This window comes from Streptosporangium sp. NPDC048047 (assembly GCF_040653115.1).
Lineage (GTDB): Bacteria > Actinomycetota > Actinomycetes > Streptosporangiales > Streptosporangiaceae > Streptosporangium.
On record NZ_JBEZNH010000008.1, the window covers coordinates 103,809 to 130,438 of the forward strand.

General features: G+C 70.9%; 25 protein-coding genes. 10 read left to right on the forward strand and 15 right to left on the reverse strand.

Features of this window, described 5'->3' with window-relative positions:
- Positions 1-106: 106 nt before the first annotated feature.
- On the reverse strand, positions 107-3,016 hold the full coding sequence (locus AB0D67_RS09860) for a BTAD domain-containing putative transcriptional regulator (protein WP_362931914.1): 2,910 nt from the start codon (positions 3,014-3,016) through the stop codon (positions 107-109).
- A 229-nt stretch (positions 3,017-3,245) separates the two neighbouring features.
- Between AB0D67_RS09860 and AB0D67_RS09865 the strand changes: the two genes are divergently transcribed.
- The 3 genes from AB0D67_RS09865 to AB0D67_RS09875 all read left to right on the forward strand — a co-directional run bounded on the left by AB0D67_RS09865 (position 3,246) and on the right by AB0D67_RS09875 (position 6,764).
- A complete protein-coding gene (locus AB0D67_RS09865; RefSeq protein ID WP_362931915.1) occupies positions 3,246-4,334 on the forward strand; it encodes a ThiF family adenylyltransferase in 1,089 nt (362 codons plus the stop codon).
- 4 nt (positions 4,335-4,338) lie between these two features.
- Positions 4,339-5,532 carry a hypothetical protein gene (locus AB0D67_RS09870; protein WP_362931917.1) on the forward strand — a complete coding sequence of 398 codons (1,194 nt, stop codon included), beginning with the start codon at positions 4,339-4,341 and terminating at the stop codon, positions 5,530-5,532.
- Positions 5,533-5,615: 83 nt separating this feature from the next.
- Entirely contained in the window at positions 5,616-6,764 is a 1,149-nt protein-coding gene (locus tag AB0D67_RS09875; protein WP_362931919.1) for a hypothetical protein, read from the forward strand.
- 21 nt (positions 6,765-6,785) lie between these two features.
- Here the strand turns inward: AB0D67_RS09875 and AB0D67_RS09880 are convergent, their stop codons facing one another.
- Genes AB0D67_RS09880 through trpB form a run of 3 tightly spaced genes read right to left on the reverse strand, consistent with a single transcriptional unit; the run spans position 6,786 to position 9,505 of the window.
- Positions 6,786-7,541 carry a GntR family transcriptional regulator gene (locus tag AB0D67_RS09880; protein WP_362931921.1) on the reverse strand — a complete coding sequence of 252 codons (756 nt, stop codon included), beginning with the start codon at positions 7,539-7,541 and terminating at the stop codon, positions 6,786-6,788.
- A gap of 9 nt (positions 7,542-7,550) precedes the next feature.
- On the reverse strand, positions 7,551-8,354 hold the full coding sequence (gene trpA / locus AB0D67_RS09885; RefSeq protein WP_362931923.1) for a tryptophan synthase subunit alpha: 804 nt from the start codon (positions 8,352-8,354) through the stop codon (positions 7,551-7,553).
- Positions 8,351-9,505, reverse strand: coding sequence for a tryptophan synthase subunit beta (gene trpB, locus AB0D67_RS09890; protein WP_362932108.1), 1,155 nt, complete (start codon positions 9,503-9,505; stop codon positions 8,351-8,353). Before trpB ends, trpA begins: the two co-directional genes overlap by 4 nt.
- Positions 9,506-9,817: 312 nt before the next feature.
- Here trpB and AB0D67_RS09895 point away from each other — a divergent pair, with 312 nt between their 5' ends.
- Complete coding sequence (locus AB0D67_RS09895) at positions 9,818-10,999, forward strand: hypothetical protein (RefSeq protein WP_362931925.1); 1,182 nt, start codon at positions 9,818-9,820, stop codon at positions 10,997-10,999.
- A 222-nt stretch (positions 11,000-11,221) separates the two neighbouring features.
- Here AB0D67_RS09895 and AB0D67_RS09900 read toward each other — a convergent pair whose 3' ends face one another.
- Positions 11,222-12,088, reverse strand: a complete 867-nt coding sequence (locus AB0D67_RS09900; RefSeq protein ID WP_362931927.1) for an alpha/beta hydrolase — start codon at positions 12,086-12,088, stop codon at positions 11,222-11,224.
- A gap of 106 nt (positions 12,089-12,194) precedes the next feature.
- On the opposite strand from AB0D67_RS09900, the gene AB0D67_RS09905 reads away from it, so the two are divergent.
- On the forward strand, positions 12,195-12,674 hold the full coding sequence (locus tag AB0D67_RS09905) for a CGNR zinc finger domain-containing protein (protein ID WP_362931929.1): 480 nt from the start codon (positions 12,195-12,197) through the stop codon (positions 12,672-12,674).
- 82 nt (positions 12,675-12,756) lie between these two features.
- Here the strand turns inward: AB0D67_RS09905 and AB0D67_RS09910 are convergent, their stop codons facing one another.
- On the reverse strand, positions 12,757-13,347 hold the full coding sequence (locus tag AB0D67_RS09910) for a TetR/AcrR family transcriptional regulator (RefSeq protein ID WP_362931931.1): 591 nt from the start codon (positions 13,345-13,347) through the stop codon (positions 12,757-12,759).
- A gap of 158 nt (positions 13,348-13,505) precedes the next feature.
- Between AB0D67_RS09910 and AB0D67_RS09915 the strand changes: the two genes are divergently transcribed.
- On the forward strand, positions 13,506-14,525 hold the full coding sequence (locus tag AB0D67_RS09915; protein WP_362931933.1) for an aldo/keto reductase: 1,020 nt from the start codon (positions 13,506-13,508) through the stop codon (positions 14,523-14,525).
- 354 nt (positions 14,526-14,879) lie between these two features.
- On the opposite strand, the gene AB0D67_RS09920 is transcribed toward AB0D67_RS09915, so the two are convergent.
- The 3 genes from AB0D67_RS09920 to AB0D67_RS09930 form a co-directional block, all read right to left on the reverse strand.
- The gene (locus tag AB0D67_RS09920) at positions 14,880-16,013 is read right to left on the reverse strand and encodes a hypothetical protein (RefSeq protein WP_362931935.1); all 1,134 of its coding nucleotides are present in this window, start codon (positions 16,011-16,013) and stop codon (positions 14,880-14,882) included.
- Positions 16,010-16,528, reverse strand: coding sequence for a SigE family RNA polymerase sigma factor (locus AB0D67_RS09925; protein WP_362931937.1), 519 nt, complete (start codon positions 16,526-16,528; stop codon positions 16,010-16,012). The genes AB0D67_RS09920 and AB0D67_RS09925 overlap by 4 nt, the downstream gene beginning before the upstream one ends.
- A gap of 195 nt (positions 16,529-16,723) precedes the next feature.
- A complete protein-coding gene (locus AB0D67_RS09930) occupies positions 16,724-17,497 on the reverse strand; it encodes a helix-turn-helix transcriptional regulator (RefSeq protein ID WP_362931939.1) in 774 nt (257 codons plus the stop codon).
- Between the two features lie 88 nt (positions 17,498-17,585).
- Between AB0D67_RS09930 and AB0D67_RS09935 the strand changes: the two genes are divergently transcribed.
- Positions 17,586-17,984 carry a nuclear transport factor 2 family protein gene (locus tag AB0D67_RS09935; RefSeq protein WP_362931941.1) on the forward strand — a complete coding sequence of 133 codons (399 nt, stop codon included), beginning with the start codon at positions 17,586-17,588 and terminating at the stop codon, positions 17,982-17,984.
- A gap of 248 nt (positions 17,985-18,232) precedes the next feature.
- On the opposite strand, the gene AB0D67_RS09940 is transcribed toward AB0D67_RS09935, so the two are convergent.
- Positions 18,233-18,364, reverse strand: coding sequence for a hypothetical protein (locus tag AB0D67_RS09940; RefSeq protein ID WP_362931943.1), 132 nt, complete (start codon positions 18,362-18,364; stop codon positions 18,233-18,235).
- Positions 18,365-19,138: 774 nt separating this feature from the next.
- A complete protein-coding gene (locus tag AB0D67_RS09945; RefSeq protein ID WP_362932110.1) occupies positions 19,139-19,573 on the reverse strand; it encodes a MarR family transcriptional regulator in 435 nt (144 codons plus the stop codon).
- Positions 19,574-19,660: 87 nt separating this feature from the next.
- On the opposite strand from AB0D67_RS09945, the gene AB0D67_RS09950 reads away from it, so the two are divergent.
- Both AB0D67_RS09950 and AB0D67_RS09955 read left to right on the forward strand, forming a co-directional pair.
- A complete protein-coding gene (locus tag AB0D67_RS09950; protein WP_362932112.1) occupies positions 19,661-20,596 on the forward strand; it encodes an alpha/beta hydrolase in 936 nt (311 codons plus the stop codon).
- A gap of 8 nt (positions 20,597-20,604) precedes the next feature.
- Positions 20,605-20,991 carry a PPOX class F420-dependent oxidoreductase gene (locus tag AB0D67_RS09955; RefSeq protein ID WP_362931945.1) on the forward strand — a complete coding sequence of 129 codons (387 nt, stop codon included), beginning with the start codon at positions 20,605-20,607 and terminating at the stop codon, positions 20,989-20,991.
- A gap of 155 nt (positions 20,992-21,146) precedes the next feature.
- On the opposite strand, the gene AB0D67_RS09960 is transcribed toward AB0D67_RS09955, so the two are convergent.
- The 4 genes from AB0D67_RS09960 to AB0D67_RS09975 form a co-directional block, all read right to left on the reverse strand.
- Positions 21,147-21,731 (reverse strand): recombinase family protein, encoded by a 585-nt coding sequence (locus tag AB0D67_RS09960; protein ID WP_362931947.1) that lies wholly within the window; start codon positions 21,729-21,731, stop codon positions 21,147-21,149.
- Positions 21,732-22,016: 285 nt separating this feature from the next.
- Positions 22,017-22,769 carry an ABC transporter permease subunit gene (locus AB0D67_RS09965; protein WP_362931949.1) on the reverse strand — a complete coding sequence of 251 codons (753 nt, stop codon included), beginning with the start codon at positions 22,767-22,769 and terminating at the stop codon, positions 22,017-22,019.
- Complete coding sequence (locus tag AB0D67_RS09970) at positions 22,766-23,725, reverse strand: ATP-binding cassette domain-containing protein (protein WP_362931951.1); 960 nt, start codon at positions 23,723-23,725, stop codon at positions 22,766-22,768. Before AB0D67_RS09970 ends, AB0D67_RS09965 begins: the two co-directional genes overlap by 4 nt.
- Positions 23,722-25,191 carry an alpha/beta fold hydrolase gene (locus tag AB0D67_RS09975; RefSeq protein WP_362931953.1) on the reverse strand — a complete coding sequence of 490 codons (1,470 nt, stop codon included), beginning with the start codon at positions 25,189-25,191 and terminating at the stop codon, positions 23,722-23,724. The genes AB0D67_RS09970 and AB0D67_RS09975 overlap by 4 nt, the downstream gene beginning before the upstream one ends.
- A gap of 165 nt (positions 25,192-25,356) precedes the next feature.
- On the opposite strand from AB0D67_RS09975, the gene AB0D67_RS09980 reads away from it, so the two are divergent.
- Positions 25,357-26,484, forward strand: coding sequence for a sensor histidine kinase (locus AB0D67_RS09980; protein WP_362931955.1), 1,128 nt, complete (start codon positions 25,357-25,359; stop codon positions 26,482-26,484).
- The last annotated feature ends 146 nt before the right edge of the window (positions 26,485-26,630 follow it).

Sequence of the window (26,630 nt, forward strand, 5' to 3'; positions counted from 1 at the left end):
CGCCGGCGGCCGCCGGGACGGCCGGACCGCGAAGCGCCGCGTCCGGCCACCCGAAGGACGGCCACCCGAAGGACGGCCACCCGAAGGACGGCCACCCGAAGGACGGTCAGCCGAGGACGGCCCGGGAGCGGGCGATCTGGTCGCGGGTACGGGCGGACCAGAAGTGCTCGTTGAGCGGGTCGAGCCGATCGAGACAGGTGGTGAAGTGGGCCAGCGCGGCCCGCTCGTCGCCCCGCCACCGGCTGATCTCGCCCATCGTGTAGGAGATCAGCGCCTCCCCCCGGGTGTCCCCGGCGTTGACGGACATCTCCGCGCACCGCAGGAGGATGCCGGTGGCGGTGTCGTGGCGGCCCAGCGCGGCCTCGGCCTGGGCCAGCCGGTGCAGCGTCAGACGTTCGCCGGTGCTCCACCGCAGATCCCGGCACAGGTCCCGGCAGGCCCGGTAGAGGCCGATCGCCTCCTCGACGCGGCCCGTCTCGTAGCAGGCGATGCCGAGCATCCGCAGGAAGCGGGCCCGGTGGACGGCGCTGTGTCCCCCGGCGTGGGCGAGGGCCCGGCGGCAGGTCACCACGGCCGCGTCGTTACGGCCCAGGAAGAACTGGATCGCGGCGATCTCGGTCCACGCGCTCAGCAGGCCGTGCCCGTCGCCCAGCGCCTCGAACCGCTCGGCGGCCAGGGTGGCGAAGGCGAGCGCGGATCCCAGGTCCGCCTCCAGGGTGGCGGCGACACCGAGCGACGCGTACGCGGCGGCGTGCAGGTCCCCCGCCCGTGAGCAGCGGTCGAGCAGGTGGCGGAACTCACCGGCCACCTCGCCGGCGCGTCTGCGGTCCACCTCGGCGTCGGCGCGCACCAGCCGCAGGCGCGTCTCGGCGGCGGCGTCACCCGCCGCGGCGGCGGCGCCGGCGGCCGTCCCCAGCATGCGGACGGCGTCGTCGTGGAAACCGCGCACGACCAGGAACGGCGCCAGCGCGCAGGCGAGTCCGACCGCCTCGCGCGCCAGCCCGGCGCGGGCGGCGGTCTCGGCCACGGCGACGAGCACGCCGCGCTCCGCCTCCAGCCAGGCGCCGCCCCGGGGGCAGGGCGGCGTCCGGGCCGGGACGCCGGGCGGCGGCGGGGCGAAGGCGAGGGGCAGTTCACGGGCGGCGTCGATGGCGCGGTCCCGGGCGGCGGCGGCGATCCGGCGCAGCGCCTCCGTCCGGCTCCGCTCGCTCTCCTCGGCGGCGAACAGCTCGGCGGCGAAGCCGCGCAGCAGGTCGTGCATGCGGTAGCGGGGCTGGCCGGCGGCGTCGGCGTCACCGGCGGTTATCAGTCCGGCGGCGGCCAGCTCCTCCAGAGGGCCGTCCACGTCCCGCGCGGTCGCGCCCGACGGCGCGGCCACCGTCCAGGCGGCCACGCCGTCGGCGGCCACCGATCCGAGCAGCCGGAACACGTGCCGCGCGGGGGCCGACAGCGCCGCGTAGCTCGCCCCGAACGTGGCGCGGACGTCCAGGTGGCCCGCACGCAGCTCGTTCAGCGCCGAGGCGTCGGCGAGCCGCCGCGCCAGCTCGGCCAGCGGCCAGGCGGGACGGGTCACCAGCCGCGCCCCCGCGATGCGCAGCGCGAGCGGCAGCCGCCCGCAGGCGTTCACGATCGTCTCCGCCGACTCCGGGTCGCTCGCCACCCGGCCCGCCCCGGCCACGCCCGCGAGCAGGTCGCGGGCGTCGGCGGGCGGCGGCACGCCCAGCGCGTACGCGGTCGCGCCGGGCAGCGCGGGCAGCGGCCCGCGGGAGGTGACGAGGACCGCCGATCCCGATGTCCCGGGGATCAGCGGTTCCACCTGGGCCTCGCCGGCCGCGTCGTCCAGCAGCACGAGCACCGCCCGGTCCGCGAGCTTGGCCCGGTACATCGCCGCCCGCTCCCCGGCGGAGGAGGGCAGGCCGGCGGTGTCCACGCCGAGCGCCCGCAGCAGCTCCGCGAGCGCGTCGGCCGGGTCGCGGGGCGACGCCGAGGCGTCGCACAGCCGGATGAACAGCTGGCCGTCCGGATACCGCCGCCGCACCAGGTGCGCGACGTGGACCGCCAGGGTGCTCTTGCCGACCCCGGGCGGACCCGACACCGTCACGATCACCGGCGCCGTCCCGGTGCCGTCCAGCGCGGCGACCAGGTCGCGGGTCTCGTCCTCGCGGCCGGTGAAGTCGGCGATGTCGGCCGGGAGCAGGCAGATCCCCGTCCAGGCGGGCTCCCGGGCCTCCTCCGGCGCGGGGGCCGGGACGGGGGCGTCGTCGAGGACCGCCGCCTGCAGGCCGCGTAGTTCCTGGCCGGGTTCCACGCCCAGCTCGGCGACGAGCGTCGAGCGGGCCCGCCGGTACGCCTCCAGCGCCTCGGCGCGCCGGCCCGCCCGGTGCAGCGCGAGCATGAGCCGGTGCCACAGGCGTTCGTTGAGCGGCGCGGCCTCCACCAGCGGTGTCAGCTCGCCGACGAGCTCGTCGTGCAGGCCGAGCCGCAGGCGCACGTCGATCCAGCCGAGCCGGGCGTTCTCCCGGCGCTCCTCCAGCTCGGCGACGCGCGCCTGCATCGTCGCGGCCAGCGGCACGTCCTCGGCCGGCCGGCCGCGCCACAGCGCCAGCGCCTCGGCGAACAGCCGGTCCGCCGTGGCGGCGTCGCCGCCCGCCGCCTCCAGCCGGGCCCGCCGTACGGCCTCGTCGAAGGCGAGCAGGTCGAGCCGGTCGGGGCCGAGGCGCAGGCGGTAGCCGTACGGCACGGTCTCGACGTCGATCGCGGCGCGGCGCAGCGCGGTCAGGTACGTCTGGAGGTTCGGCAGGGCGGACCGGGGCGGGTCGTCCCACACCGAGGCGATCAGCCGGTCCCTGGACAGCACGGCGCCCGGGTGGAGCAGGAAGACGGCGAGCACCGCGCGCGCCTTGGCTGTCAGCCGGATCGGCCGCCTGGCGTCGGCGGCCCGGACCGGTCCGAGGACCGCGAAGTCCACTTCGTCTCCCGGAACGATCAGCGGTTCTGCCTCTTCTATGGCGACCATATGCGGTTTGTGTGGGCGAAGGGAGGACCTTGATCAAAGACGTCCGGAAGGAGGTGGATGAGATGAAGATCGAGGTTCGCAAGGTGGAGGCTGTCAAGGCCACCCAGGTCATGACCTGAGGCACCGCCTCTCAGCCGGTCGGGGGGACGGCGCGGGCCGCCCCCCGGCCGGCGCCGTCCCGACGAGCGATGCGGAAGCGACGCGGATGAACGATGCCGGTGATGCTGCGATGACAGTGATGTTGAAAGAGTGCGCCTGGGAGTCTCTCGGCGACGAACTTGTGGTGGTCCACGACCCGCGCGAGGCGTACACGCTGGCCGACCCGGACGGCCGGATCGCGGCGCTCCTCGACGAGCTGGCCCGCGGGCCGGCCACGGCGGAGGCGCTGAGCGAGGCGCTGACCGCGCGGGGCGTGGCCGTCACGGTGGAGGACGTCCGCGACGGTCTCGCCGGGCTCGACTCCCTCGGCCTGGTCGAGGACGCCGGCGAACGCCTGCTGGGCGACCCGGAGGCCGACGAGCGGCACTTCTCCAACCTGACGTTCTTCGGGGTCTTCGCCCGGCTCGGCAGGTCGCGGGCGGAGTTCGTCCGGCGGCTGCGCGACTCCCACGTCCTGGTGCTCGGCGCGGGCGGCGGCGGCTCGTCCCTCGTGCAGTGCCTGGCCGGGCTCGGCGTCGGCGCGCTGACGCTGGTGGACCGCGACGACATCGCTCCGCGCAACTTCGCCCGCCAGTTCCTCTACCGGCACGCCGACATCGGCCGGTCGAAGGTGGAACGCGCCGCCGAGTGGGTGCGCGAGTACGACCCGGGCATCGAGGTCCGCGCCGTGGACCGGTGGATCTCCGGCCCGGACGACCTCAAGGACCTGACCGGTGACGTCCATCTGATCGCCGGCGGCCTCGACGGCGAGATGGACGCGAACCTGTGGGTCAACGAGGCGGCGCTGCGCGCGGGCGTCCCCTGGGTGGCCGGCGGGATGACCCGCACCCAGCTCATCTACTTCTCCGTCGACCCGGGCCAGAGCGCCTGCCTGCGCTGCGACGAGTCCGACCTGCCCGGCCCCGACGAACCCACGACCACGGCGGTCGCCCATCGGATCACCCGCGGGCTGCGGCTCGCCAACGGCCTCACCGGGCCGATGGCGATGCAGGTCGGGTCGCTGGTCGCCTACGAGGCCATGCGGTACCTGACCGGCGTCGAGCCGCCCCGCGCGGCCGGGTTCCGGGTGGTCGTCGACCTGCTCAACGGGCTCGTCCCGGTGTGGCAGCCCTTCCCCCGCGACCCCGCGTGCCCGGCGTGCGCGCTGGCCCGGCAGTGAGCCGATGAGCGGCGGGGTCCCGCTGCGCCCGCTCAGCGTCGTCGAGGAGGGCGAGGAGGTGCTGGTGGGCGATCCGGCCACCGGCACCTTCGTGACCATGCCGGCCGTGGGCGGGGTGGTCATCTCGGCGTTGCTGCGCGGCGCGACCGAGGAGGAGGCCGCGGCCGAGGCCGAGGCGTTCGCCGGTGAGCCCGTGGACATGCCGTCGTTCGTGGCGACCCTCGCCGAACTGGGGTTCCTCGACGACCGGCCCGACGAGGAGCGCCGGGCCGTGCGCACCGCGCCCATCCAGATGCGGAACTGGATGGCGGGGGTCAGCCAGCGCGCGGCCCGTCCCTTCTTCGGACCGGTGGCCTGGACCTGCTACACCGTCCTCGCCCTGTTCTGCCTGGCCGTCTTCGCCACCTCGCCGTCCCTGTTCCCGAACCCGGCGCGGGACGCGTTCCTGCTCGGCGACGTCGGGCTGAGCGCGCTGCTGCTCGTGCCGTTCTTCCTGGTCTCGACGGCTCTGCACGAGGGCGGGCACTGGCTCGCCGCCCGGGCGATCGGTGTCGAGTCCCGGTTCGGGGTGGACCGGCGGATGATGCTGCCCGTCCTGGAGACCGACCTGTCCCAGATCTGGACGGTGCCGCGCCGCCGCCGCTACGGGCCGCTGCTCGGCGGGATGGCGGTGGACGTGGTCCTGCTCAGCCTGCTGCTGGGCGCCCGCCTGCTGATCCTGCGGGGAATGTGGTCGCCGGACCCCCTGGTGGACGCGACGCTCTCGACATGGGTGTTCGTGAAGTTGGCGGGCCTGCTGTGGCAGTGCATGGTCTTCCTGCGCACCGACCTGTACGGCGTGCTGGTCAACGCGCTCGGCTGCCGCGACCTGTGGCGGGTCAAGTCGCTGATGCTGCGGCGCGCGTTCGGCAGGCTCACCCCGGCGCAGGCGGCGGAGCTGCTCTCGGCCGCGCCCGCCGACGTGCGGGCCGGGCGGTGGTTCCGGTGGCTGTGGCTGGCCGGGTTCGCCGGAGTGCTGGCCTGGTTCGTCTTCTTCGTGGCCCCCGTCGCGGTGACCGTGCTGGCCTGGGCGGCCGACGGGTTCCTGCTCGGGCCGCTCAGCCCGCGGTTCTGGTACGCGCTGCTGTGCGCCGTCCTGCTGCTCGGCCCGTATCTCCTGGCCGCCTCCCTGGCCGCCCGGGGGTACACCCGGCGATAGACCGGACATCGTACGAAACCGGCCCTCGGGGCTCCGGTCGCCGCTACGGTGGTTGGCCCAAAGAATCCGATCAAGGAGTTGACGTGTGGGGAATCGACGACCGCCGGGGAAGGGCGTCACGAGGCGCCGGCCTCGTCCTGCTGCTGGCGGCGGTTCTCGCGGGCTGCGGGGACGGCGATACACGGTCCGCGGACCCGGTCGCATCGGCGTCCCGTACACCGGAAGGATCGCCGTCCCCGGTATCGGAAGGGACGCCGTCCGCCACGCCGACGGCTCCCAGAAACGGGCTGCTCTACCGGGACAGGGAGGTCTCGCTGAGCGACATCCAGGCGATCAAGAACGGCTGCCCGTCGAACGTCTACGTGGAGTTCGCCGACGACGGTCCCCGCGTCCTCGGGACCGACGAGTCGGACCCGCGCCAGGACGACTACGGACAGCAGACGGAGGAGGACAGACCGCCCGTCCTGGCGTGGTCGCCCCCCTGCTCCTCGGCGGACGGGTCGTTCGACTTCGACGACGTGGCCGTCGCCCAGGCGGCGGCGGACGCCGGGGACCTCGACGAGACGGGCTGCCGGGACGCCGCACGGGCGGCGGTCGGCAGCGGCACGGCCATCGACCGCTACCGCACCCGGGCCCTGGCGGAAGGCGAGCGGTTCTGTGAGGACTTCGCCGCGGAGGGCCGCGTGCTCCTGCTGCGCGTGGTGAAGGTGAGCGGCTCCCCGGTCGCGGAGCTCACGCTGTCGGCGACCCTGTGGGCCGTACCGCCCGAGGTCGAGGGGCCGCCGGCGAAGCCCGGCGACAGGAGCTACGAGAACCAGCCGTTCACGGTGTCCGACGACGTGGCCAAGGCGAACGACTGCAGCCCCGGCGGCGTCGGCATCGCCTCGGACATGCCGCGCGTCCGGTACCGGCACATGCTGTCCGGCGGCGGAGGGGACGTCGAGTACTTCCCGAGCTGCCTGGGAAGCCCGAAGGTGCGGTTCGGCGGATACGCGGCCCGGGTGAAGGGCGACGTCGACCCGGACATCACCGCCTGCCAGGACGCCGCGATCCGCGGCGGGCGCGACGACCTCGACGTGCCGATGCCCGAACTGCGGACCGGGGACCGGTTCTGCATGTTCGACGGCTTCGAGAAGTACGTCGCGCTGCTGAAGGTGACCGCCGTGACCGCCGGGGACCCCGTCTCCGCGACCTTCTCGGTCACCCGCTGGGAGGCTCCCGAACCGTCCTGACGATGATCGGGAGCCCACGGCTCAGCTGGTGGCGCCCCAGGTGAGCGAGAGGCCGGTGGCGGCGCGTTCGGTGCGGATCTCCATCATGCTGCCGAGGATGGTGGCGTGGTCGGACACCACGGGCGTGGCGTCGAGCGTGTAGGTGATCCGGGTGCTGACGAGCACCGGGCTGCCCTCCGGCTCCTGGAGGTGGCGGGCGGCGGCGGGGTCGAGCAGGCCGGGCCGGACCACCTCGGACGCCCGGGCGACCGTCACCCCCTCGTCGGCGAGGGCCGTGTAGAGGGAGACGGCGGTGAAGTCGCGGTCGCGGATCCGGTCGGCCACCGGCCGGCGGACCCAGGACACCTGGTGCACGGCGGGACGTCCCGCGAACTCACGGACCCGCTCCAGCCGCAGGGCGGTGTCGCCGGGACGCAACCGCAACTGTGCGGCGATCCGGCCGGGGGCCCGGCGCACCGCCCGCCCGGTCACCGCGGTGCGCACGTCGTGACCCTGTTTACGCAGGTCGTCGACCAGGCTGCGGAGCGAGTCGAGCTGGTACGCCAGGTGGGGCGGGGCGACGAACGTGCCTTTGCCGGGCCGCTGCACGATCAGCCTCTCGTCGCTGAGCTCCCGCAGCGCCTGGCGCAGCGTCATGAGGGTCACCCCATAGGAGGCGCTCAGCTCCCGCTGCGGCGGCAGGGCCTCACCGGGGGCGTAGTGTCCCGACCGGATCTTCGCGGCGAGGTCGGCGGCGATGGCGCGGTATCTCGCCTCGTGCCCGGCGTCGGGGGTCATCGTGATCGGTCACTCCTGGTCGAGGGCCTGCCGCAGCGCCGTGAGGAAGGTCCGCAGGTCGTCCGGCCCGGCCCCGTCGAGCACCCGCCGCATGACCGCGGCGCCGACCACCACGCCGTCGGCGTACCGGCGGGCTTCGCGTGCCTGGGCCGGGGTGGAAATACCGAATCCTAGCAAGACCGGCCGGTCGGTGACGCTCCTGACCCGCCCGGTGAGCTCCGCCGCCGAAGCGGCGAGGACGGCCCGCTCGCCGGTGGTGCCCATCAGCGACACCGCGTAGACGAATCCGCGGCTGCGGCGCGCGATCTCCGCCAGCCGCGGCTGCGGCGTCGACGGCGATGCCAGCAGGGCCAGGTCGATCCCGGCGTCGGCGGCCACGTCCGCCAGCTCGTCCGCCTCGTGCACCGGCAGGTCGGGCACGATCAGCCCGGTGACGCCGGCCCGGCGCAGCGCGGCGCAGAACGCCTCGGGGCCGTCGTTCAACACCAGGTTGTAGTAGGTGCTGGCGACCAGCGGCACGTCCAGGCCCCGCACCTCGGACAGGTCGGCGAGGATCCGGCGGGTGCTCGCCCCCCGGGCCAGCGCCGTGTCACCGGCCTGCTGGATGGTGACGCCGTCCAGCGTGGGGTCGGAGAAGGGCAGGCCGACCTCGATCGCATCCGCCCCGGCGGCGGCGAACGCCCGCAGGTACTCCGTCCAGCCGGGCGTGATCCCCCCGGTGACGTACGGCATGAGCAGGCCGCGGCCGGCGTCCCGGCGGGCACGCAGGCGGCGTTCGACCGCGCCCGCGGTGAGGGTGGCGGGGTTCGTCACAGCAGCTCCTTCAAGGTTGAGACGTCCTTGTCGCCCCGGCCGGACAGCGTCATCAGCACCGTCGACCCCGCGGGCAGGTCGCCGCCCGCCGCGCGGATCACCCAGGCGAGGGCGTGCGCCGATTCGAGCGCCGGGACGATTCCCTCGGTGCGTGCCAGCCGTACGGCCGCGCCGACCGCCTCGTCGTCGGTCACCGTGACGTAGCGGGCCCGGCCCAGGTCGCGCAGGTGGGCGTGCTCCGGGCCGACCCCCGGGTAGTCGAGGCCGGCGGCGATGGAGTGCGCCTGCGGGATCTGCCCGTCGTCGTCCTGGAGGAACAGCGAGCGGCAGCCGTGCAGGACGCCGGGCCGGCCGAGGGCCGCCCCGGCGCCGCCCTCCGCCTCGACACCGATCAGGCGCGCCGGGGTGTCGGCGAATCCGGCGAACGTGCCGGCCGCGTTGGAGCCGCCGCCGACGCACGCGACCACGTGGTCCGGCACGCCGGTCCGCAGTTCGGCGGCGCACTGCCCGCGGGCCTCGTCGCCGATGACCCGCTGGAACTCCCTGACCATCCATGGGTACGGGTCCGGCCCGATGACCGAGCCGATGCAGTAGTGGGAGTCGCCGGTCGCTCCCACCCAGTGGCGCATGGCCTCGCTGGTCGCGTCCTTGAGGGTGCGGCTGCCCGTGGTCACCGGGATCACCTCGGCGCCCAGCATGCGCATCCGGAAGACGTTCAGCGCCTGGCGTTCGATGTCGCGCTCGCCCATGAAGACCGTGGCCTCCAGCCCGAGCAGCGCGGCGGCGGTCGCGGTGGCCACCCCGTGCTGGCCCGCTCCGGTCTCGGCGATCAGCCTGCGCCGTCCCATCCGGGTGGCCAGCAGTGCCTGGCCCAGCACGTTGTTGATCTTGTGGGATCCGGTGTGGGTGAGGTCCTCGCGCTTGAGGTACAGCCGCACGCCCAGCTCCTCCGACAGCCGGCGGGCCGGGGTGAGCGGGGTCGGCCGTCCCGCGTGCAGGGCGAGCAGCTCCGCCAGTGCGCCGCGGAACCCCGGATCCGCCCATGCCTCCCGGAACGCCTCGTCCACCTCGCGGCACGCCTCCACCAGGGACTCCGGCGCGTACCGTCCGCCGTACCCGCCGAACCGGCCCCGGGGCCGGGGTTCGCCCATCGTCCCGTCCGGCGGGGCCGGTGCGCGCCGCGGCAGCACGTCTCGCATGTCACGCTCCCATCGTTCTATAACTCATTTATGAGTTCTATAACAGTGAGTGTGGCATGGAGCGGCATGGACGCGCCACCCCGGCGAGGACGTTGCATCCGGTACCCGGGTACGGGCTTACCGTCGAGGCATGAGTGACGACATCGCCTCCGACCGGGCATGGGTGCCGCCGGCGTGCACGCCGCCGACCGCCGAGCAGCCGTTGCGGGTGGCCGAGTTCGACTGGCGTGGTTGACGACGCCGGCGATGGAGGCGACGCCCGCGGTGGTGAAGGATGCGATCGCCAAGCTGCGGTATCTGCGCGGGATGGACGCCCACCATCTGGATCTGTCGATGCTGCCGACCGAGCGGCGCCGGTTCCTGGCGACATCGGGGCGGCGCTCGACGGTGCAGGGACTTCAGCGGCGCGGGGAGCGCCGCTACCCGATCCTGCTGGCGCTGGTCGCCCAGTCGGCGGTCGATCAGCTGGACGAGGTCGTGGCGTTGTTCGACCAGGCGGTGTCGGCACGCGAGTCCCACGCCAAGGCCAAGACCGACGCGGCCCTGGCGGAGCGGGCCGAGAAGGGCGAGGCCCGCCAGTTGCTGATGGATGTGATCCTGCCGGTGCTCATCGACCCGGGTGCCCCGGACGAGCAGGTGGGCGGTCTGCTGCGTGAGCGGATCGGGATGGACAAGCTGCGCGAGGTGGCCTCGGTGAGCTGGAAGCCGCTGCCCAGGGACCACGGCCGTCTGGCGGCGCTGGAGGCATCTCACACCTACCTGCGCAGGTTCACCCCGCAGGTGCTGGAGACGGTGGGTTTCCATGGTGGGCCGGGCACCGCGGACCTGATGGAGGCCGTGGAGATTCTGAAGGAGCTGAACCGGGTCGGCGGCCGGAAGGTCCCGGCCGGGGCGCCGACGTCGTTCGTTCCGGCCCGCTACGCCGACTACCTGACCAAGGCCCGCAGGAGCGGTGATGACACGGCGTTTCGGCACTACTGGGAGATCTGCACCATCCTCGCGTTACGCGATGGCCTGCGGTCGGGGGATGTGTTCGTGCCGGGCTCGCGCCGTTACGCCGACCCCGGCACCTACCTGTTCACCCCGCAGCATCCCCGAACCCTTCGCCGCCCTGCTCCTGGACTACATCGCCCACCGCACGAACATGCGCACAGCAACGAATCCCAGCTCCCGATGGCTGTTCCCCGGCCGCCGCACCGGCCAGCCTCTCCGCCCCGAATGGCTCGCCAAGCAGGTCACCCAGATGGGCGTCCCGACCACCGCAGCTCAGGGCGCCGCACTCCGCCAGCACCTCCAAGACAGCCCCGCACCCATCGTCGCCGACGCCCTCGGCTTCCACCCCGTCGCCGCGGCCAAGCTCGCCGCCGAGACCGGAACCACCTACAGCCGCTACGCTCCAGGCGACCACACACGGTCACCATGACCGCTACCCAAGCGACGAACTGACGACAGTTGAATACGCGACCTCACCAGTCTGGGACCCCTAGGGGTGTTCGGTGATCTGCACGGTGAGCGGGGGCAATCCGTACGCTCCAGCCCTTCCCACACAGGCGGATGCCACATACCGCCGGGACTCCGATCCATCAAGCGACTGGAGTCACACCTATGGCATGCGGCTTTAGGGTGGGGACCGGCGCGGTGGCCCTCCGTTTGCAGCCCCGTCCCTACTCATCCCAGCACCCGTCCGAGGAAGCCGCGCAGGTAGCCCGCGACGACGTCCAGGTGGCTCTCCAGCAGGAAGTGACCGCCGTTGATCAGGTGCACCTCCGCGTCCTTTGCGTCGCGGGCGAAGGCCTGCGCGCCGGCCGGGCCGAAGATTTCGTCGTTGCGGCCCCACACGGCGAGCACCGGGACCTCGCTGGTGCGCAGGAATTCGTGCAGCAGCGGGTAGAGCGGGCGGTTGTTCCGGTAGTCGCGGAACAGCGCCAGCTGGACCTCGTCGTTGCCCTCGCGGGAGACGAGGGCGAAGTCGTGCTCCCAGGTGTCCGGGCTGACCAGGCTCGGGTCGGGTACGCCGTGCATGTACTGCCAGCGGATGGCGTCGATGCTCAGCGCGGCGCGGACGGCGGGTTCGGTGTCGGGGCCGGGGTTCGCCCCGTAGGCCCAGACGTCGGTCCAGAACGACTCGACGAAACCGTCCTCGTAGCCGTTGCCGTTCTGGGTGACGAGGGCGGAGATCCGTTCGGGGTGCTGGAGCGCGAGGCGCCATCCGATGGGGGCGCCGTAGTCCTGGACGTAGAGGGCGTAGCGGTCCAGGCCCAGTTGGTCGAGCAGTCCGGAGGTGAGTTCGGCGAGGGCGTCGAAGGTGTAGGTGAACTCTCCCACGAGGGGGGCATCGGAGTGGCCGAAGCCCAGGTGGTCGGGCGCGATGACATGGTAGTCGTCGGCCAGCAGCGGGATGAGCTCGCGGAACATGAACGAGCTGGTCGGGTAGCCGTGCAGCAGGACGATCACGGGAGCGTCGGCGGGGCCGGCTTCGCGGTAGAAGATCTCATGACCGTCGACAGTGGCGGTCCTGTGGTGCACCGAGCTCATATCTAACCCCTTTGAGTTTCTAATCTGGTTAGTCACTCGCCATGCAAGCACGGGATGGTCTAACCTGTCAAATTATTCGATCTGGTTAGAAGGGGAGTGGCACCCGATGGACGCACTACTGGACCTGCTCAACAGCAGGCCATTGGTCAACGGCGAGGAACGGGACGCGCTCGGCGACCCGTCCGAAGGCAGGCGCTGGGCGCAGGAGCGCGGCGGCGATGGCAGCCTCGCGGAGCTCGCGCTGCTGCGCGAGACGCGAGACATCCTGCAGGGCATAGTGCGCGGAGAAAGCTCGCCCGCCACGATGAGCCCGCTGCTCGAAGGGGTCCACCAGACCCCAGAGATCACTTCGGGTGGCCTTCAGTGGACACTCAAGACTCCCCCGCACGCCCGGCTGGCCGTTGAGATGGTCCTCACCTGGGCCGCCACCGAGAAGCAACTGCCTGGCCGACTGCGCCCCTGCGCCAACAACGAGTGCCAACTGTTCCTGCTCGACCGCAGCCGCGCCAACCGCGCCCGCTGGTGTTCAATGGCCGTCTGCGGCAACCGCGAAAAAGCACGTCGCCACTATGAACGCACCCGCTGACCCGTCCCCACGCACCGCACGCGGCCAGCGTTCTCACAAACGGTCGTTTATGCGAGGATCCTGCCGTTCGCGGGTGCCACGGTCAGCATGGTTGGCACAGTCCCGCGACGAGGAGCGCGACCAGTCGGCGCGCGTCGTAGCGGGGGTCGCTGTCGGCGCCTATGCAGAGGTTTCCGATGCCGCGCATGAGTTGGTAGGCGTCGAGGCCGGAGCGGATCTCACCGGAGGCGGCAGCAGCGTTGAGGAGTTGGGTGCACACCGGCAGGAGGCGGTCGAGGAAGTAGGCGTGCAGCGTGTCGAAGCCGGCGTCGTCGGACCGCAGCACGGCGGCGAGACCGTGCTTGGTGACCAGGAAGTCGACGAAGAGGCTGATCCATCGCTCCAGTGCGGCGTGAGGAGTCGGGCCGGTCGCCAGCAGGGCCGGACCGGCCTCGGCGAGGGCCTCGACCTGGTGCCGGTAGACGGCGATGATGAGATCCGCTCGCGTCGGGAAGTGGCGGTAGATCGTGGCCGTCCCGACGCCGGCCTTGGTAGCGATGTCGCGTACCGGCGCTTCCACGCCTGAGGTGACGAAGATCGCGGCGGCCGCGTCGAGCAGAGTCTCCTTGTTGCGCCGGGCGTCCGCCCGTTTGGGCCGGGCTGCGCGCCCTGCGCCCTCATCACTGTCGCTCATCGTGCCACTCCCTCCGCTACCCGAGTTTGCTAAACGGGACAGCGTTCCGTATCTTCAAACGGGACAAGGTTCCGCTTCCTTATGATGCCAGAGCAGGGGGCCTGACAACCACTCCACGCATTGGCACCGCTTCACCCGCAATAGAAGGAGACACGGTCATGCAGTACCGCACCTTGGGCCGCACCGGTGTGCAGGTCAGCTCCCTCGCGCTCGGCACGATGAACTTCGGCAAGATCGGACGCACTACACAAGACGAGGCCACCGCCATCGTCGACGCCGCACTCGAAGGCGGGATCAACCTCATCGACACCGCCGACGTGTACAGCGGCGGAGAGTCGGAAGAGCTGGTCGGCAAAGCCATCGCCGGCCGCCGCGACGACATCGTGCTGGCCACGAAGGCGAGCCTGCCGATGGGCGACGAGCGCAACCATCAGGGCAGCTCGCGCCACTGGCTGGTCACCGCGCTGGAAGGCAGCCTGCGCCGCCTCGATGTCGACCACGTCGATCTCTACCAGATCCACCGGTGGGACCCGAGCACCAGCGACGAGGAAACACTGTCGGCCCTGACCGACCTGCAGCGCGCGGGGAAGATCCGCTACTTCGGCTCCTCGACCTTCCCGGCCTACCGCATCGTGCAAGCCCAGTGGGCCGCCCGCGAGCATCACCTGAGCCGCTACGTCGCCGAGCAGCCGAGCTATTCGATCCTGCAGCGCGGGATCGAAACCGACGTGCTGCCCGTGACCGAGCAGTACGGGCTCGGTGTGCTGGTGTGGAGGCCGCTGGCTTCGGGCTGGCTGTCGGGCGCGATCCGCGAGGGCCAGGAAATCACCACCAGCCGCTCCACGTTCATGCCGCAACGCTTCGACACCGCCATCCCCTCCAACCGGGCCAGGCTCGACGCCGTCGAGCAGCTGGCCAAGGTCGCCGACGAAGCCGGCCTGACGATGATCCAGCTCGCGCTCGGATTCGTGACCGCGCATCCCGCCGTGACCAGCGCGCTCATCGGCCCCCGCACACTGGACCACCTGCACTCGCAGCTCGCCGCCGCCGACACCGTGTTGTCCGCCGATGTGCTCGACGCCATCGACGCGATCGTCGCCCCCGGCACCGACCTCGCCGCACACGAGAAGAACGACACCCCGCCCGCCCTGCTCGACCCGTCACTGCGGCGCCGCTGACCGCCGAGGGGCAGCGTCCACATCCCCTCCCGCAGCTCTCGGGTCCGCGGGAGGGGATGTGCCCCGCGAGAAGCTCCTCCAGCCGAATCAAGTCCCGCATCTTTTCGGAAGCATGTTCCGCTTGAACCTCGGCCGCGCCCCAGTCGGCGTCGCTGGTATCGAAGTGCTGGACGCGTTGCAGGCCCGCGCCGACGCCGCCGTCGCGTCGGCCACGTCGGCGGCTCCGGACGCCGGGCCTCCGGGAGGAGCACGCACGTGAGGCGGGACCTCCGTCTCCAGGACCACAGGGACGGCGACTGACCACGCCCGCCGAGGCGCCGTAGGGTACGGCGCCTCGGACCGCCGGATCCGCTCTTATCCGGAGATGACCATCGAGTCGCTCGCGAGCCCCGGCAGGACCAGGGCCGCCGTTGCCGGGTAGTCGGCCAGCCGATGGGCCTTCCCGGTGCGGGTGTCGACCCCGTAGGCGCGCCGGCGCTTCCCGTCCGTCAGCACCGTGAGCTCCGATCCGCTCCGCCAAAGACCGGTGGCGAAAACGGGTTCGCCCTCCGGGAGGCCGCGGATGGGCACCGTACGCAGCCGGCGTCCGGTTCGGGAGTCGAGCAGGGTGAGCGTGCGCATCTCCTGGATCCACTTCCTGTGGTCGCGTCTGGCGAAGGCGGCGACCGTACGGCCGTCCGGCGCGAGCTCGCTGAAGCCGATGAACGCGCCGTCGAAGCGCACCGGCTTTCCTCCGCCGGCGATGGGCATCAGCCACAGGTCGGTCTTGCCGTACCGGACGAGCTCGGCGGCCCCGTCCCTCACACCGATCGCTTCGTACTTGCCGGATATCCGCACCGTCGTGCCGGTACGCACGTCGATCAGCAGACTGGGTTCCTTGTTCCCCTCGCGCGGGTCGAACACGATGTGGCGGCCGTCGTCGGAGAGCACGAGGATGGAGCCCCCGCCGATCCGCTTCTCCTTCAACGGGACGGGTGACGTCACTTGCGCTCCGCTCACCAGGTCGCGCACCACGTGCGCCTGGGCCTGCCTGCTGTAGTAGGCGAGCATGCGCCCGTCCCGGCTGATCGCGATAGGTGCGCGACGGTTCTGGGCGGTCCTGTTGAGCGCCTGCGGCAGCCGGTAGGTACGGCCGGTACGGGTGACCACCCGCCACTCCACGGCGCTGCAGTCGGCGGTCCGCCGCTTCTTGTCGACCTCGCAGGGCGTCTCGTACGCGTGGTCGAGCGGCCCCACACCGCCCTCGGGCAGGTCGGGCACCGCCTGCGCCGGTGTCGGCGCGGCCGCCTGGTGGGACCGGAACGGCACCACTGCGGCCGTCACCGCACCCGTCGCCACCACGGTGACGATCGTGGCGGCGGCGGCCAGCACGGCGGTCGCGCGCCGTCTGCGCCGGTGACCCGTCACGGCCAGGTCGATCAAACCGGTCAGGTCCGCCGTGGGGGCCTCCTCGGCGATGCCGCTCAGTGCTCTGCGCAGCCTCGTCACGGTGTCACCTCCTGGAACTCGTAAAGGGAACGCGGGCCGGCCAGCTCGGGTGCGACCGTGCGTAGACGGGCCAGCGCGCGGTGGGTCTGGCTCTTGACGTTGCCGACCGAGCAGCCGAGCGCCTCGGCGGTCTGCGTCTCGGTGAGGTCCTCCCAGAAACGCAGCACGATCACGGCGCGCTGCTTGCGCGTCAGCTTGTCCAGCGCCTGGCGCAGCATGATCCGGTCCACCGTCTCCTCGTCGTGGGAGGCCCCGTACTCGGGCGGATCGGCGCTCGGCCACTCCCGCTGCAACCGGCGCCTCCACGAGATGTACTGGTTCACCAGCGCCTTGCGCGTGTACGCCTCGGGGTTGCCGTCCGCGGACAGCTTGGGCCACCGCCCCACGACGTTGATCAGTACGCTCTGCAGCAGGTCCTCGGCGAGGTGGGCGTCTCCCGTGAGCAGGTACGCGGTCCGCATCAGCGCCTGCTGGCGGGCGAGCACGAACTCGCGGAAGCCGTCGTGACGATCCAATGTGATCTCCTCTCGCCCGTTCCCAACGCGGCCCGCCGGGCGAAAGGTTGCAGGGGTACGGCGACGCCGATCCGCACCGGCCCGTTCCCGCCGTCGGCCGCGAGAGGAACACCGGCGCCGTGAGCGCCGCCGGCTCGGAAGGAGGGTCACAGGGCCTGCCGGTGAGGGGCCCTGATCCGACCCTGCCCCGACCGGCTACACGTCGGCGTCGGGCGAGGTGAAGTAGGCGGCGCTCTCGGCGTCCGTCGGGTAGTACGCCTCGATCGCGACCTCGTCCAGGGTGATGTCCATCGGGGTCCCGAAGGTGGTGGTCGTCGAGAACAGCCGCAGTTCCCGATCGCCGAAGCGGAAGACCATCGGGATGGCGATCTCGGATTCGACCGGCTGGTCCGCGTCTCCCGGGCGGGGGGCGAGGTGTTCTTCGTAGAGTGCGGTGAGTTCCGGATCGGAAGCCGTGGCGAGTTGCCGTGCGATCCGGACGCGCAGCAGTGCGCGCACCTGCGCCAGGTTGACGATGTGCGGGGCGAGCCCGCGCGGATCCAGCCCCAGCCGCACCATGTTGACCGGCGGGGCCAGCAGGTCGGGGGCGACGCCGGCGAGGAACGGGCCGAGGGCGCGGTTGCTCATCACGATGTTCCACCGGCGGTCGACGGCCAGTGCCGGATACGGCTCATGCGCGCGCAGTACACGCTCGATCGCGTCCCAGGCCCCCGGCAGCGTCTCCGGATCGAGCGGCCGCTCGGCGTAGCGGGGTGCGAAGCCGCCGGCCAGCAGCAGCCGGTTGCGCTCACGCAGCGGCACGTCGAGCTGCCCGGCCAGACGCAGGATCATCTCGGCGCTCGGGCGGGACCTGCCGGTCTCGACCAGGCTGACGTGACGAGCCGACACATCGGCGGCGATCGCGAGATCCAGCTGGCTGAGCCGCCGGCGATGCCGCCACTGCCGCAGCAGCTCCCCCACCGTGTACATGGACGTCGATGCTACTCATCGGACGGCCGGACGCCATGAAATGGGATTTCATCGACAACTCTCCCGGCCGGTGGAAACACTGCTGCCCGTGAACACACAGCACATGACCCATGACAACAAGGACATCGTTCAGCGAGCGCTGACGGCACTGGTCGCGACCGGCGACGTCGACGCGCTCGCGCCACTGCTGAGCGACGACTTCCTCCACCACCGGCCGGACGCGACCTCCCGGACGAAACCGGAATGGCTGGCCGCCGTGGGCGCCGCGCTCGTCCCGCTCGCCGGCATGCAGGTCGAGATCCAGCACATGCTGGCCGACGGCGATCACGTCGTGATGCATTCACGACGACGGCTGCCCGGCACCGGGCCGGAGATCGTGGTCGTCGACGTCTGGCGGCTCGACGGCGGCCTGATCGCCGAGGCGTGGGAGATCATCGAACCGGTGTCCCAGGCGGCGGCCAACCTGAGGTGGTGGGAGATCCGCTGATCGCCGGCCCCGCCGCGGGCAGGCCCGCGAGGGCGTGGTGCTGGAGACCGTGTACCGGTGGCCTGGGGAACCGGTGTCCTGGCCGGAAACATCATCGCCGGACGACTCTCATCCGGCTACAGCGGGATGTCGAAGCGCAGCGGAGATCATTCCGTCAGGAGATCTCGACGGGTGTCCCGGCCAGCCGGCCACGGCCCGCCTTTCCCGGCCTCGGGGATCAATGGAACCGTGGTTATCGGTGAGAACGATCATGGTTCGATGGGCATGAGGGCGCCGACGCGGATCTCGTACTCGCGGCGGGCCTTGCGCTGGGCCGGAACAGCTGGGAGGCCCTGGCTGCCGTCGAGTGGCTGGCGGCGGGCGAGGAGCCGGCGGTGCACTGCGCACGAGGCGGAACATCTCGGAGATGTGGACGGTGTCGCCCGGCCGCGCGTATGCCAGCAGCTCGCCGAAATTCGGCCGCTGGAGGGGATGGAGGCGGCTGGAGGTGCCGGGGGCCTCCTAGAAGACGACCGGCTCCTCGATGCCAGCCTCGTCCAGGACGAGGTTCTGCCGGGCGGTCGACTGCTGGTCGGTCGAGACCCGCTTGTAGACCAGGTTCGCCACTGGGAGCCCCTTCCGTACGGCCCATCGCGTTGAACGACTCCCCATCGCGCCAGCGCCGCCATATCTCGTCTTGCTGAGCAGGGGAGAACCCGTAGTCCCGCACATGCATCTCCATGGCTCACATGATCATCCATGGGTGGTGCATTGATCCTTTGAGGATGCCATCGTTTGCCGACAAGAGCACCCTCGGCAGCTCCTACCAGGAATACCTGACAGTCCGTCGATGAAGCGCCAGAGCGCCGCAATGTGGAATGACGAGCGAGACGGCCAGCGCATCCGTGAGGGACTTGCCCGAGGGCTTGGCGAGGCCGGTCACCGGCGGTCGCGCCTGAAACCGGCGTCGTTGGCGGCAGTGGGACTCCTGGCAGGAAACGGGGCTCGTGACGTTCCCGGACCATCACGGTGAGCCTCAGCATGTGCGCGCGGAATGCCAGTGCATCTGGCACGGCCAGGCGCGACCGGTGGACAAGGATCCTGCGACCGCCGCAGCCGCGGTCAAGGCCGACCGAGACAAGCACATCCCAGCAGCAGAGCACCGGACAGACGAATCACTCGCGCATACTGCCTGACGCGGGCGAGGCGAGCATCGCTTTGAGGATGCGTTGCAGCTCAACGCGGTCGTGGGGGGTGACCCTCGCCAGCCTGCGGTCGTACTCCGCTGCGAGGGCTGCAAGCGCTCGATCGCGTGCCTGCGCGCCCTCGTCGGTCAGTACGAGCCGATGACGCCGCAAGTCCGCCTCGTCGATCTCGCGGCGGATGAAGCCCTTGGCGACGAGGTTGCGGACGTAGACCGTCACGCTCGCCTTGGGCAGCAGCAGCGCGGTCGCGATCTCGGCCGGGTACGGCGATGCCTCCACCTCGGCCAGGACGAAGAACTCCTTCGTCTCCAACCCGAGCTCGGTCAGCTCCTCCGTGCAGGCATCCATCACGACTGCCAGCAGCCGCTGGTTCAGCGTCCACAGCTGCGCCCCGTCGACCGGCACTGCGATCCTCCATCCATATGGTACAATTTCGTATTAGTTTCATATCGTACAAGACATCTTCTTGTACTAGGCTTCTATGGAACAACAATCTCACGAAGGAAGCCAGGCATGATCCAGCACCTCACGATCCCGCGCGGTCCCATCAACCTCACCGCAAACCTCCACCTGCCCGACAACGCCGACGGCAGCGCACCGCTGCCCGCCGTGGTGCTCTCCACCCCAGGCAGCAGCGTGAAGGAGCAGATCGGCGCCAACTACGCCTCCCGTCTCGCCGCCCGCGGCATCGCCGCCCTTGTCCTCGACCCCGCCCACCAGGGCCAGAGCGAGGGCGAGCCCCGTGACCTCGAAGACCCCTACCGCCGCGGTGAGGACATCTCCTACACCATCGACCTGCTCACCACGACCCCCGGCATCGACCCGCAGCGCATCGGCGTCCTCGGCATCTGCGCCGGTGGGGGCTACGCCGTGAACACCGCCCGCACGGACCACCGCATCAAGGCGGTCGGCACGGTCGTCCCCGTCAACATCGGCGCCGCGTTCCGCAGCTTTTCCCCCGACGGTCCGGCCGCAGCACTCGACGCCCTCGCGGCCGCACGTACCGAAGAGGCCCGCTCCGGCGAGATGACCCGCGTGAACTGGCTGCCCGACACCCTCGAGGACGCCGCGGCAGCGGGCCTGACCGACATCGACACCACTCAGGCCGTCACCTACTACCGCACCGAGCGCGGCGGTAACGAACACTCCACGAACCGGCGCCTCCTGCGCAGCGACTCCCTCCTGCTGGGCTACGACGCGTTCCACCTGGCCGATCAGCTCATGGCCCAGCCCCTGCAGGTCATCCTCGCCGGACGCATCGGCAACACCGGCTCCTACGACATGGGCATGCAGCTGTGGGAGATGGCCCCCAACCCCGTCGACCTCATGGTGATCGACGGCGCCGGCCACTACGAGATGTACGACGAACCCGCATACGTCGACGCCGCCGTCGAACGACTCACCAGCTTCTACGCGAACAACCTGTGACCGCGGGCATGGACGACGCCTCACTGGACCGGCTCGGTACGGGCAAGTACCTGCTGGTCACCAGCTACCGCAGGAACGGCACCCCGGTCGCCACCCCCGTCTGGGTGGTGCGTGACGGCGACGCGCTCGGCGTCTGGACGGCCGCGGACTCCTGGAAGGTCAAGCGGATCCGGGCCCGCGCCGATGTCCTCGTCGGCCCCTGCGATCTACGCGGCAATCCGACGGGCGACCAGGTTCCCGCCACCGCCGAGATCTGTGACGCCGCCACCACGGCCCGCTATCGGCAGCTCATCGCCCGCAAGTACGGCATCATCGGCCGCCTCAGCCTCCTCGGCAGCCGACTGCGCCGAGGTGAGGCCGGAACGCTCGGCATCCGGGTGACGCCGACGCCGTGACGCGCATACGGAGCGCGGCGAGTGCATGCTGGTCACTGTCGAGCGCCGAGTGGACCTCGGCCGCCGTCCACGGGGTCGGGGAACCCAGGAGCAGCCGTTGGCGCTGAGAATGATCTTGGGTGAAGTGTGACGTCCAGCTTCGGTGCGTGATCGCTCTACCTGGAGGTCTCTGGCCCGTGGATGATGCGGTGGATGGTGGAGCGGCCGACGCTGTACTCGGTGGCAAGGTCGGCCAGGGACACCTCGCCCTCGGCGTAGCGCCGGCGGATGGAGCGCCGGGCGGGTTCAGGCAGTTTGGGTTGCTTGCCCTTGAGCTTGCCGTTCTTCTTGGCCAGGGCCATGCCCTCGCGGGTACGCAGGTGCCCGAGGTTGGCTTCGAACTCGGCGACCATGGCGAGGGTTTGCAGGAACAGCCGGCCGAACGGGTCGTTCCAGTCGTAGACGGAGGCGCCCAGTCCGAACAGGACGCCACGGCCGGACAGGCCGGTCAGGGTCTCGTTGGCCTCGGCCATGTTGCGGGCGAACCGGTCGAACTTGGTGACGGTGAAGACCGTCCCGTCCCAGACGGCGGCGAGGGCCTGGTCGAGGCCGGCGCGGTTGCGTCGGGTGGTTCCGGAGAAGCCGCGGTCGATGTAGATGCGATCCTCGGGGACGCCGAGGGCCAGGAGCTGCTCGGTCTGGATGATGACGTCTTGTTCGTCGGTGGAGCAGCGGGCGTAGCCGACGCGGGTTCCGTTCACGTGCCCAAGTGTTCCGGATAGGGGGCCTTCACCGGAGCAGTGTGTGGAACACCTATACGGAACACCTCGACCTGGGTGTCTGTCTCGGCTGGTGGGTGTTCCGGTTGAGGATCCCCTTACGGAACGTCAATTCATCCCGGCCACGTTCTGGATCTCCCTTGTGCGCGGCTGTGGTGGCACTCACCCCACATACCTCGGGCGCGGCCCCGACCCGTAGCGAAGCGGCGGGCGGCCATGTACGTGATAGCTGTCCTTCCACGTACATGGCCGCCCATAAGTGTCCGGTCAGGCGTCGCGGTGGTTGATCGCCAGGGTTGCCAGCAGGAGGGACACCACGACGTAACCCACCAGGATGACGGCGGCCGTTGAGGGATCGAAGGCTCCTGTGTCGGGTACGGTGGCCAGTTGCCTGGCCAGCGACGGAATCGTCAAGGAGCTGATCCAGTCGTTCCACGGAGCCGGGAGGAAGCGCTCGAGCACGGTCGGGGACAGCGGGAGGACGACCAGCACGATGAGCGCTCCCGGTGTCGACCGCAGGACCGTGGCCAGGCCCAGCCCCATCACTCCGGCGACGGCGGAGCCGGCGCCGGTAGTCAGAACCTCGGCCAGGGCCGCATGTTCGGCGAACGAGGCACCGATCGGACGCCCGGCCACCACGGCCTGTGCGGTGAAGTAGGTGGCGAACGCCAGCACATGGCCCGCGACAGCGGCCACGGCGGCCACCACAACGGCCTTGGCCACAAGGAGCGTCCACCGGCTCCGGATCGTGGTCAGCGTGAGTCTGATCATGCCGGTGGCGTACTCGCCGGAGATGGTGAACACGCCCAGCATGCCGAACAGCACAGGCGGAATGTCGGCGCTGAGGCTGATACCCGTGCCGACGGGATCGCCGCCGGGGCCGTTGGTGTCGAAGTTGCGCGAGATCGAGTAGGCGGCGAAGCCGGTGAGCGCAAGGGCCGAGAGCGTGGAGGCCAGGACGTAGTAGGTGGCTCGGAGCGAGCGTAGCTTGAGCCATTCCGATGCGACGACGTTGATCATTGGGTGATCTCCATGAAGGCTTCCTCTAGTGATGTCCGGCGCGACACCAACTCGTGAACGGCGCAGCCGTTCGCCAGGGCGATGTCGCCGATGGCGGCTGCGGTCAGGCCGGTCACCAGCAATTCCTCTCCGGCCCGGGCGTCCCGCACGGGGCGCGTATCGACTCCAGCCGCTGCGGGCCGGCCAGGCACCGGCTCCTCATCGGTGTCGGTGTCCTGAGCGGGGTGTATGGTTGCGCCGGCCGCTTCGAGTGCCCTGGACAGGCGGGCCGCGTGGGGGGATCGGACCAGTACGCCGCTCTGGAAACGGGCCAGCAGGTCCGCCGTTGAGGTGTCCTCGATCAGCCGGCCCTGGCCGATGATGATGAGCCGGTCGGCGGTAAGGGACATCTCGGTCATGAGGTGGCTCGACAGCAGGACGGTGCGCCCCTCGGCGGCCAGGGATCTGAGCAGTGTCCTGAGCCAGCGAATGCCGTCGGGGTCGAGACCGTTGACCGGCTCGTCGAGAATGAGCACGCCCGGGTCACCGAGCAGCGCCGCCGCAATACCAAGGCGCTGGCGCATCCCCTGAGAGAACCCGGCGATCCGCTTGCGCGCCGCCCCGGCCAGGCCGACCTCCTCCAGCACCTCCACGACCCTGCGGCGCCCGATCCCGCCGGCATGCGCCAGCGCCTGGAGGTGAGCGAACGCGCTGCGCCCGCCCTGCACCTCGGCCGTGTCGAGCATGGCGCCGACCTCGCGCATGGGGTCGCGCAGGTCGTGTTTGCGGACGCCGTTGATCAACGCCTTGCCCGAGGTGGGCGTGTGGAGGCCGAGGATCATGCGCATGGTGGTGGACTTGCCGGCGCCGTTGTGCCCGAGGAAGCCGGTGACCTGTCCGGGTTTGACGTCGAACGTGAGCCCGGACACCGCGCGGGTGGAGCCGTACAGCTTCGTCAGGTCTGTGACCTCGATCATTTGCCCACCTTCTGAATCCGCTCGGCCGGGCAACGCGTGCCCGGCGCGGGCAGCCCCCCCGTGGTCAGGTAAGCATTGACGTGCCGCCGCAGGCAGATGTTGGCTGCCCACGACGCGTGGCCGTCGCCGTGCCACAGGACGCGCGCGGACGGGATCTGCTCGGCCACGTGCGCCTGCCCGCGATAGTTGGTGTTGTTGTCGAGCTCCCCGATCGCGAAGAGGATCGGCGGGGCGTCCTTCACACGCAACGGGTGCGGCGCCCAGGACGCGCCCCCGCTGCGGCCCCAGCACCGCCCGAGCTCGAAGCGTCCCTCGAGCCAGCCGAACCTCGGCGCGATCTCATGGAGTCTGGCCTCGATGCCCTGGAACTCTTCGTACGTCGGCGGCTTCGGCATGAAGTCGTTGCACAAGGAGTCTTGGCTCACGGACGTGCCGCCCTCATCCGGGAGCAGTTCCCCCTCCAGGAAGCCGCCGGCGTCGCTGTCGAGGGCATTGCGAATGGCAGTGGCGAGCTGGGGCCAGAGCGCCGGATTCATGCCTTTGACCGCGCCGGCGTACAGCTGACCCTCGGTCACCGTCCGTCCGGCCGACGCCGGCAGTGGCGCGCGCTGCACCCTGGCGACGAGCTCGTCCCATGCCTTGCCCGCGTCCCTGCCGTGCAGGGCGCAGTCGGTGCGGCGGGCGCACCAGTCGCGGAAGCGAGTGAGATGGCGCTCCTGCGTGAGCGCGTAGTTGCGGATCCAGGGCTCGAAGTCCTGCTGGGTGTGATCGGCGGTGCCGTCGAAGTACATCCGGCCGACCCGCTGCGGGAACAGCTCCAGGTAGGCTTGGGCGTAGACGGTCCCGTAGGAGTTGCCCGCGTAGATGACCTTGTCCTGGCCGAGTGCGGCGCGCAGGGCGTCGATGTCGTGCGCCACGTTCCATGCCGTTATCCCGCGCCAGGCCGATTTGGCCATTTTGCGGCAACTTGCCTGGTGGGCCGCGTTCTTTGCGGCGTGGGCGTCCCAGTCCTGCTTCGTCCTGGCCAGGAGCAGTCCGAAGATGGAGGCCCCGGGCTCCGCGCAGCTCACTCTCTTGCCGCCCGCGGGCTCCGACATCCCGCGCGGATCGATGGCGATGACGTCGAAGCTCCTCTGCAACTCATCAAGCAGGTTCGGCAGCTCCGCCGGAGCATCGGGCTGGCTTTTCCGCCTGAGCATCGACGTGCTGGTGCCGGGCCCTCCGAAGTTGACGATCAGCGGCCCGATGCTCTTGCCCGTCGCGGGCAGTTTGGCCACGTGCACCGAGGTTCTGGGCCCGCCAGGATCGGCCCAGTCCACGGGAACGACCAATTCGGCGCATCGCAGGCCGTCACCACAGTCTTTCCACACAAGGCCGTGGGCCTGCGCCGAGGCCAGCGCGATACCACCGAGCGGCACGGCGAGACAGGCCGCCAGGCACAGGGCGATGAGTCTGCGTCGGTTCATGGCAACAACGATGCTGTACGGCGGTGGGCCGCACATCGGAGCCAGATCTGATCTTTGGGATTGGACCAGGGTCATACGGTGCGGGCGTATGTGGGCGGAGTATGACCCTGGTCTGACGGACCGTGCTCCGATTCGCCCCCGGCCGTTCCTCGATAACGTCGGGCTGTGAATCTGCTCGCCCGACGGCCTCCGCCCTGGCTGCTCATCCTGGCCGACACCGTGGTCGCGGTGCTGCTCGCGCTGGCGTCCACGGCGAGTCCGCCGGAACTGACCACGAACGCCGTGACCACCGTGCTCTGCTGGCTGCTCGCGGTGCCCGTGGCGGTGCGGCGGGTATGGCCGGAGCCCGCCTACTACGGTGCGCTCCTGATCGGCCTTGCCGTGCTGGCGCTGCAGAGCAACCGGCTGATGGCGACGGCCGTGATGGCCCTGGCCATCTACCCGGTGGCGGCCGGCCGGCCGGTGTGGCGATCGGCGATCGCCCTGGTGTCGGGCCTGCTCGTCAACGGAGGGTCGCTGCTGGTCTCGATGCCGGGCCCAGCACGATATTCGAACGGCTGGCCCGACCCCGTCTTCATCCTCGGTACGGTTTGGCTGCTCCTCGCAGCGAGCTGGAGTCTTGGCACGGCGGCGCGCACCCGCCGCGAGTTCGCCGCCCGCGAGGCCAGGATGCAGGCCGAGAAGGCGGCGGCCGACGAACGCCTGCGGATCGCGCGCGAGCTGCACGACGTCGTCGCCCATTCGATGAGCATGATCACCGTCAAGGCGGGGGTGGCGGCCAAGGTCCTGGACAAGCACCCAGAGGAAGGGCGCAAGGCGTTGCGGGCCATCGAGGAGATCGGGCGTAGCTCGCTCGCGGAGATGCGCCATTTTCTCGGCGTGCTGCGCGCACCCGGCAGCGCGCCCGACAGCACACCGCTCCCCCGGCTCGCCGACCTGCCGTCCCTGGCGTGCCAGGCGGCGGAGGCCGGCGTGCAAGTCGATCTGTCGGTGGACGGAGCCGTGCCCGACAGCATGGCGCTGGCCGTTTACCGCATCGTCCAGGAGGCGATCACCAACGTCGTCAAGCACGCCGCTCCCGCCCACTGCCAGGCCAGCGTGTCGGTCGCCGATGGGAGGTTGCGGATCTCCGTGCTCGACGACGGGCCTGGGCAGAGGGTGCTGCCGGGGCGGCCGGGTGGGCACGGGCTGGCCGGAATGCGCGAACGGGCGCTGCTGTACGGCGGCACCTTCGAGGCCGGCCCGCTCCCGGGACGGGGGTTCGGCGTGCACGCGTCATGGGAGATCCCGTGACCCGCCTGGGAGTTCCACTCTCTCTCGACGGAGGGAGGGGGTGCGGCGCCGGACACCTTCCGGCGAGCGCGTGCGTGCGCGAACGGCAGGTCCATTCGACAGAGCGCCGCAGTGGCGCATGGATGATGGATGTACGTACGGCCGGC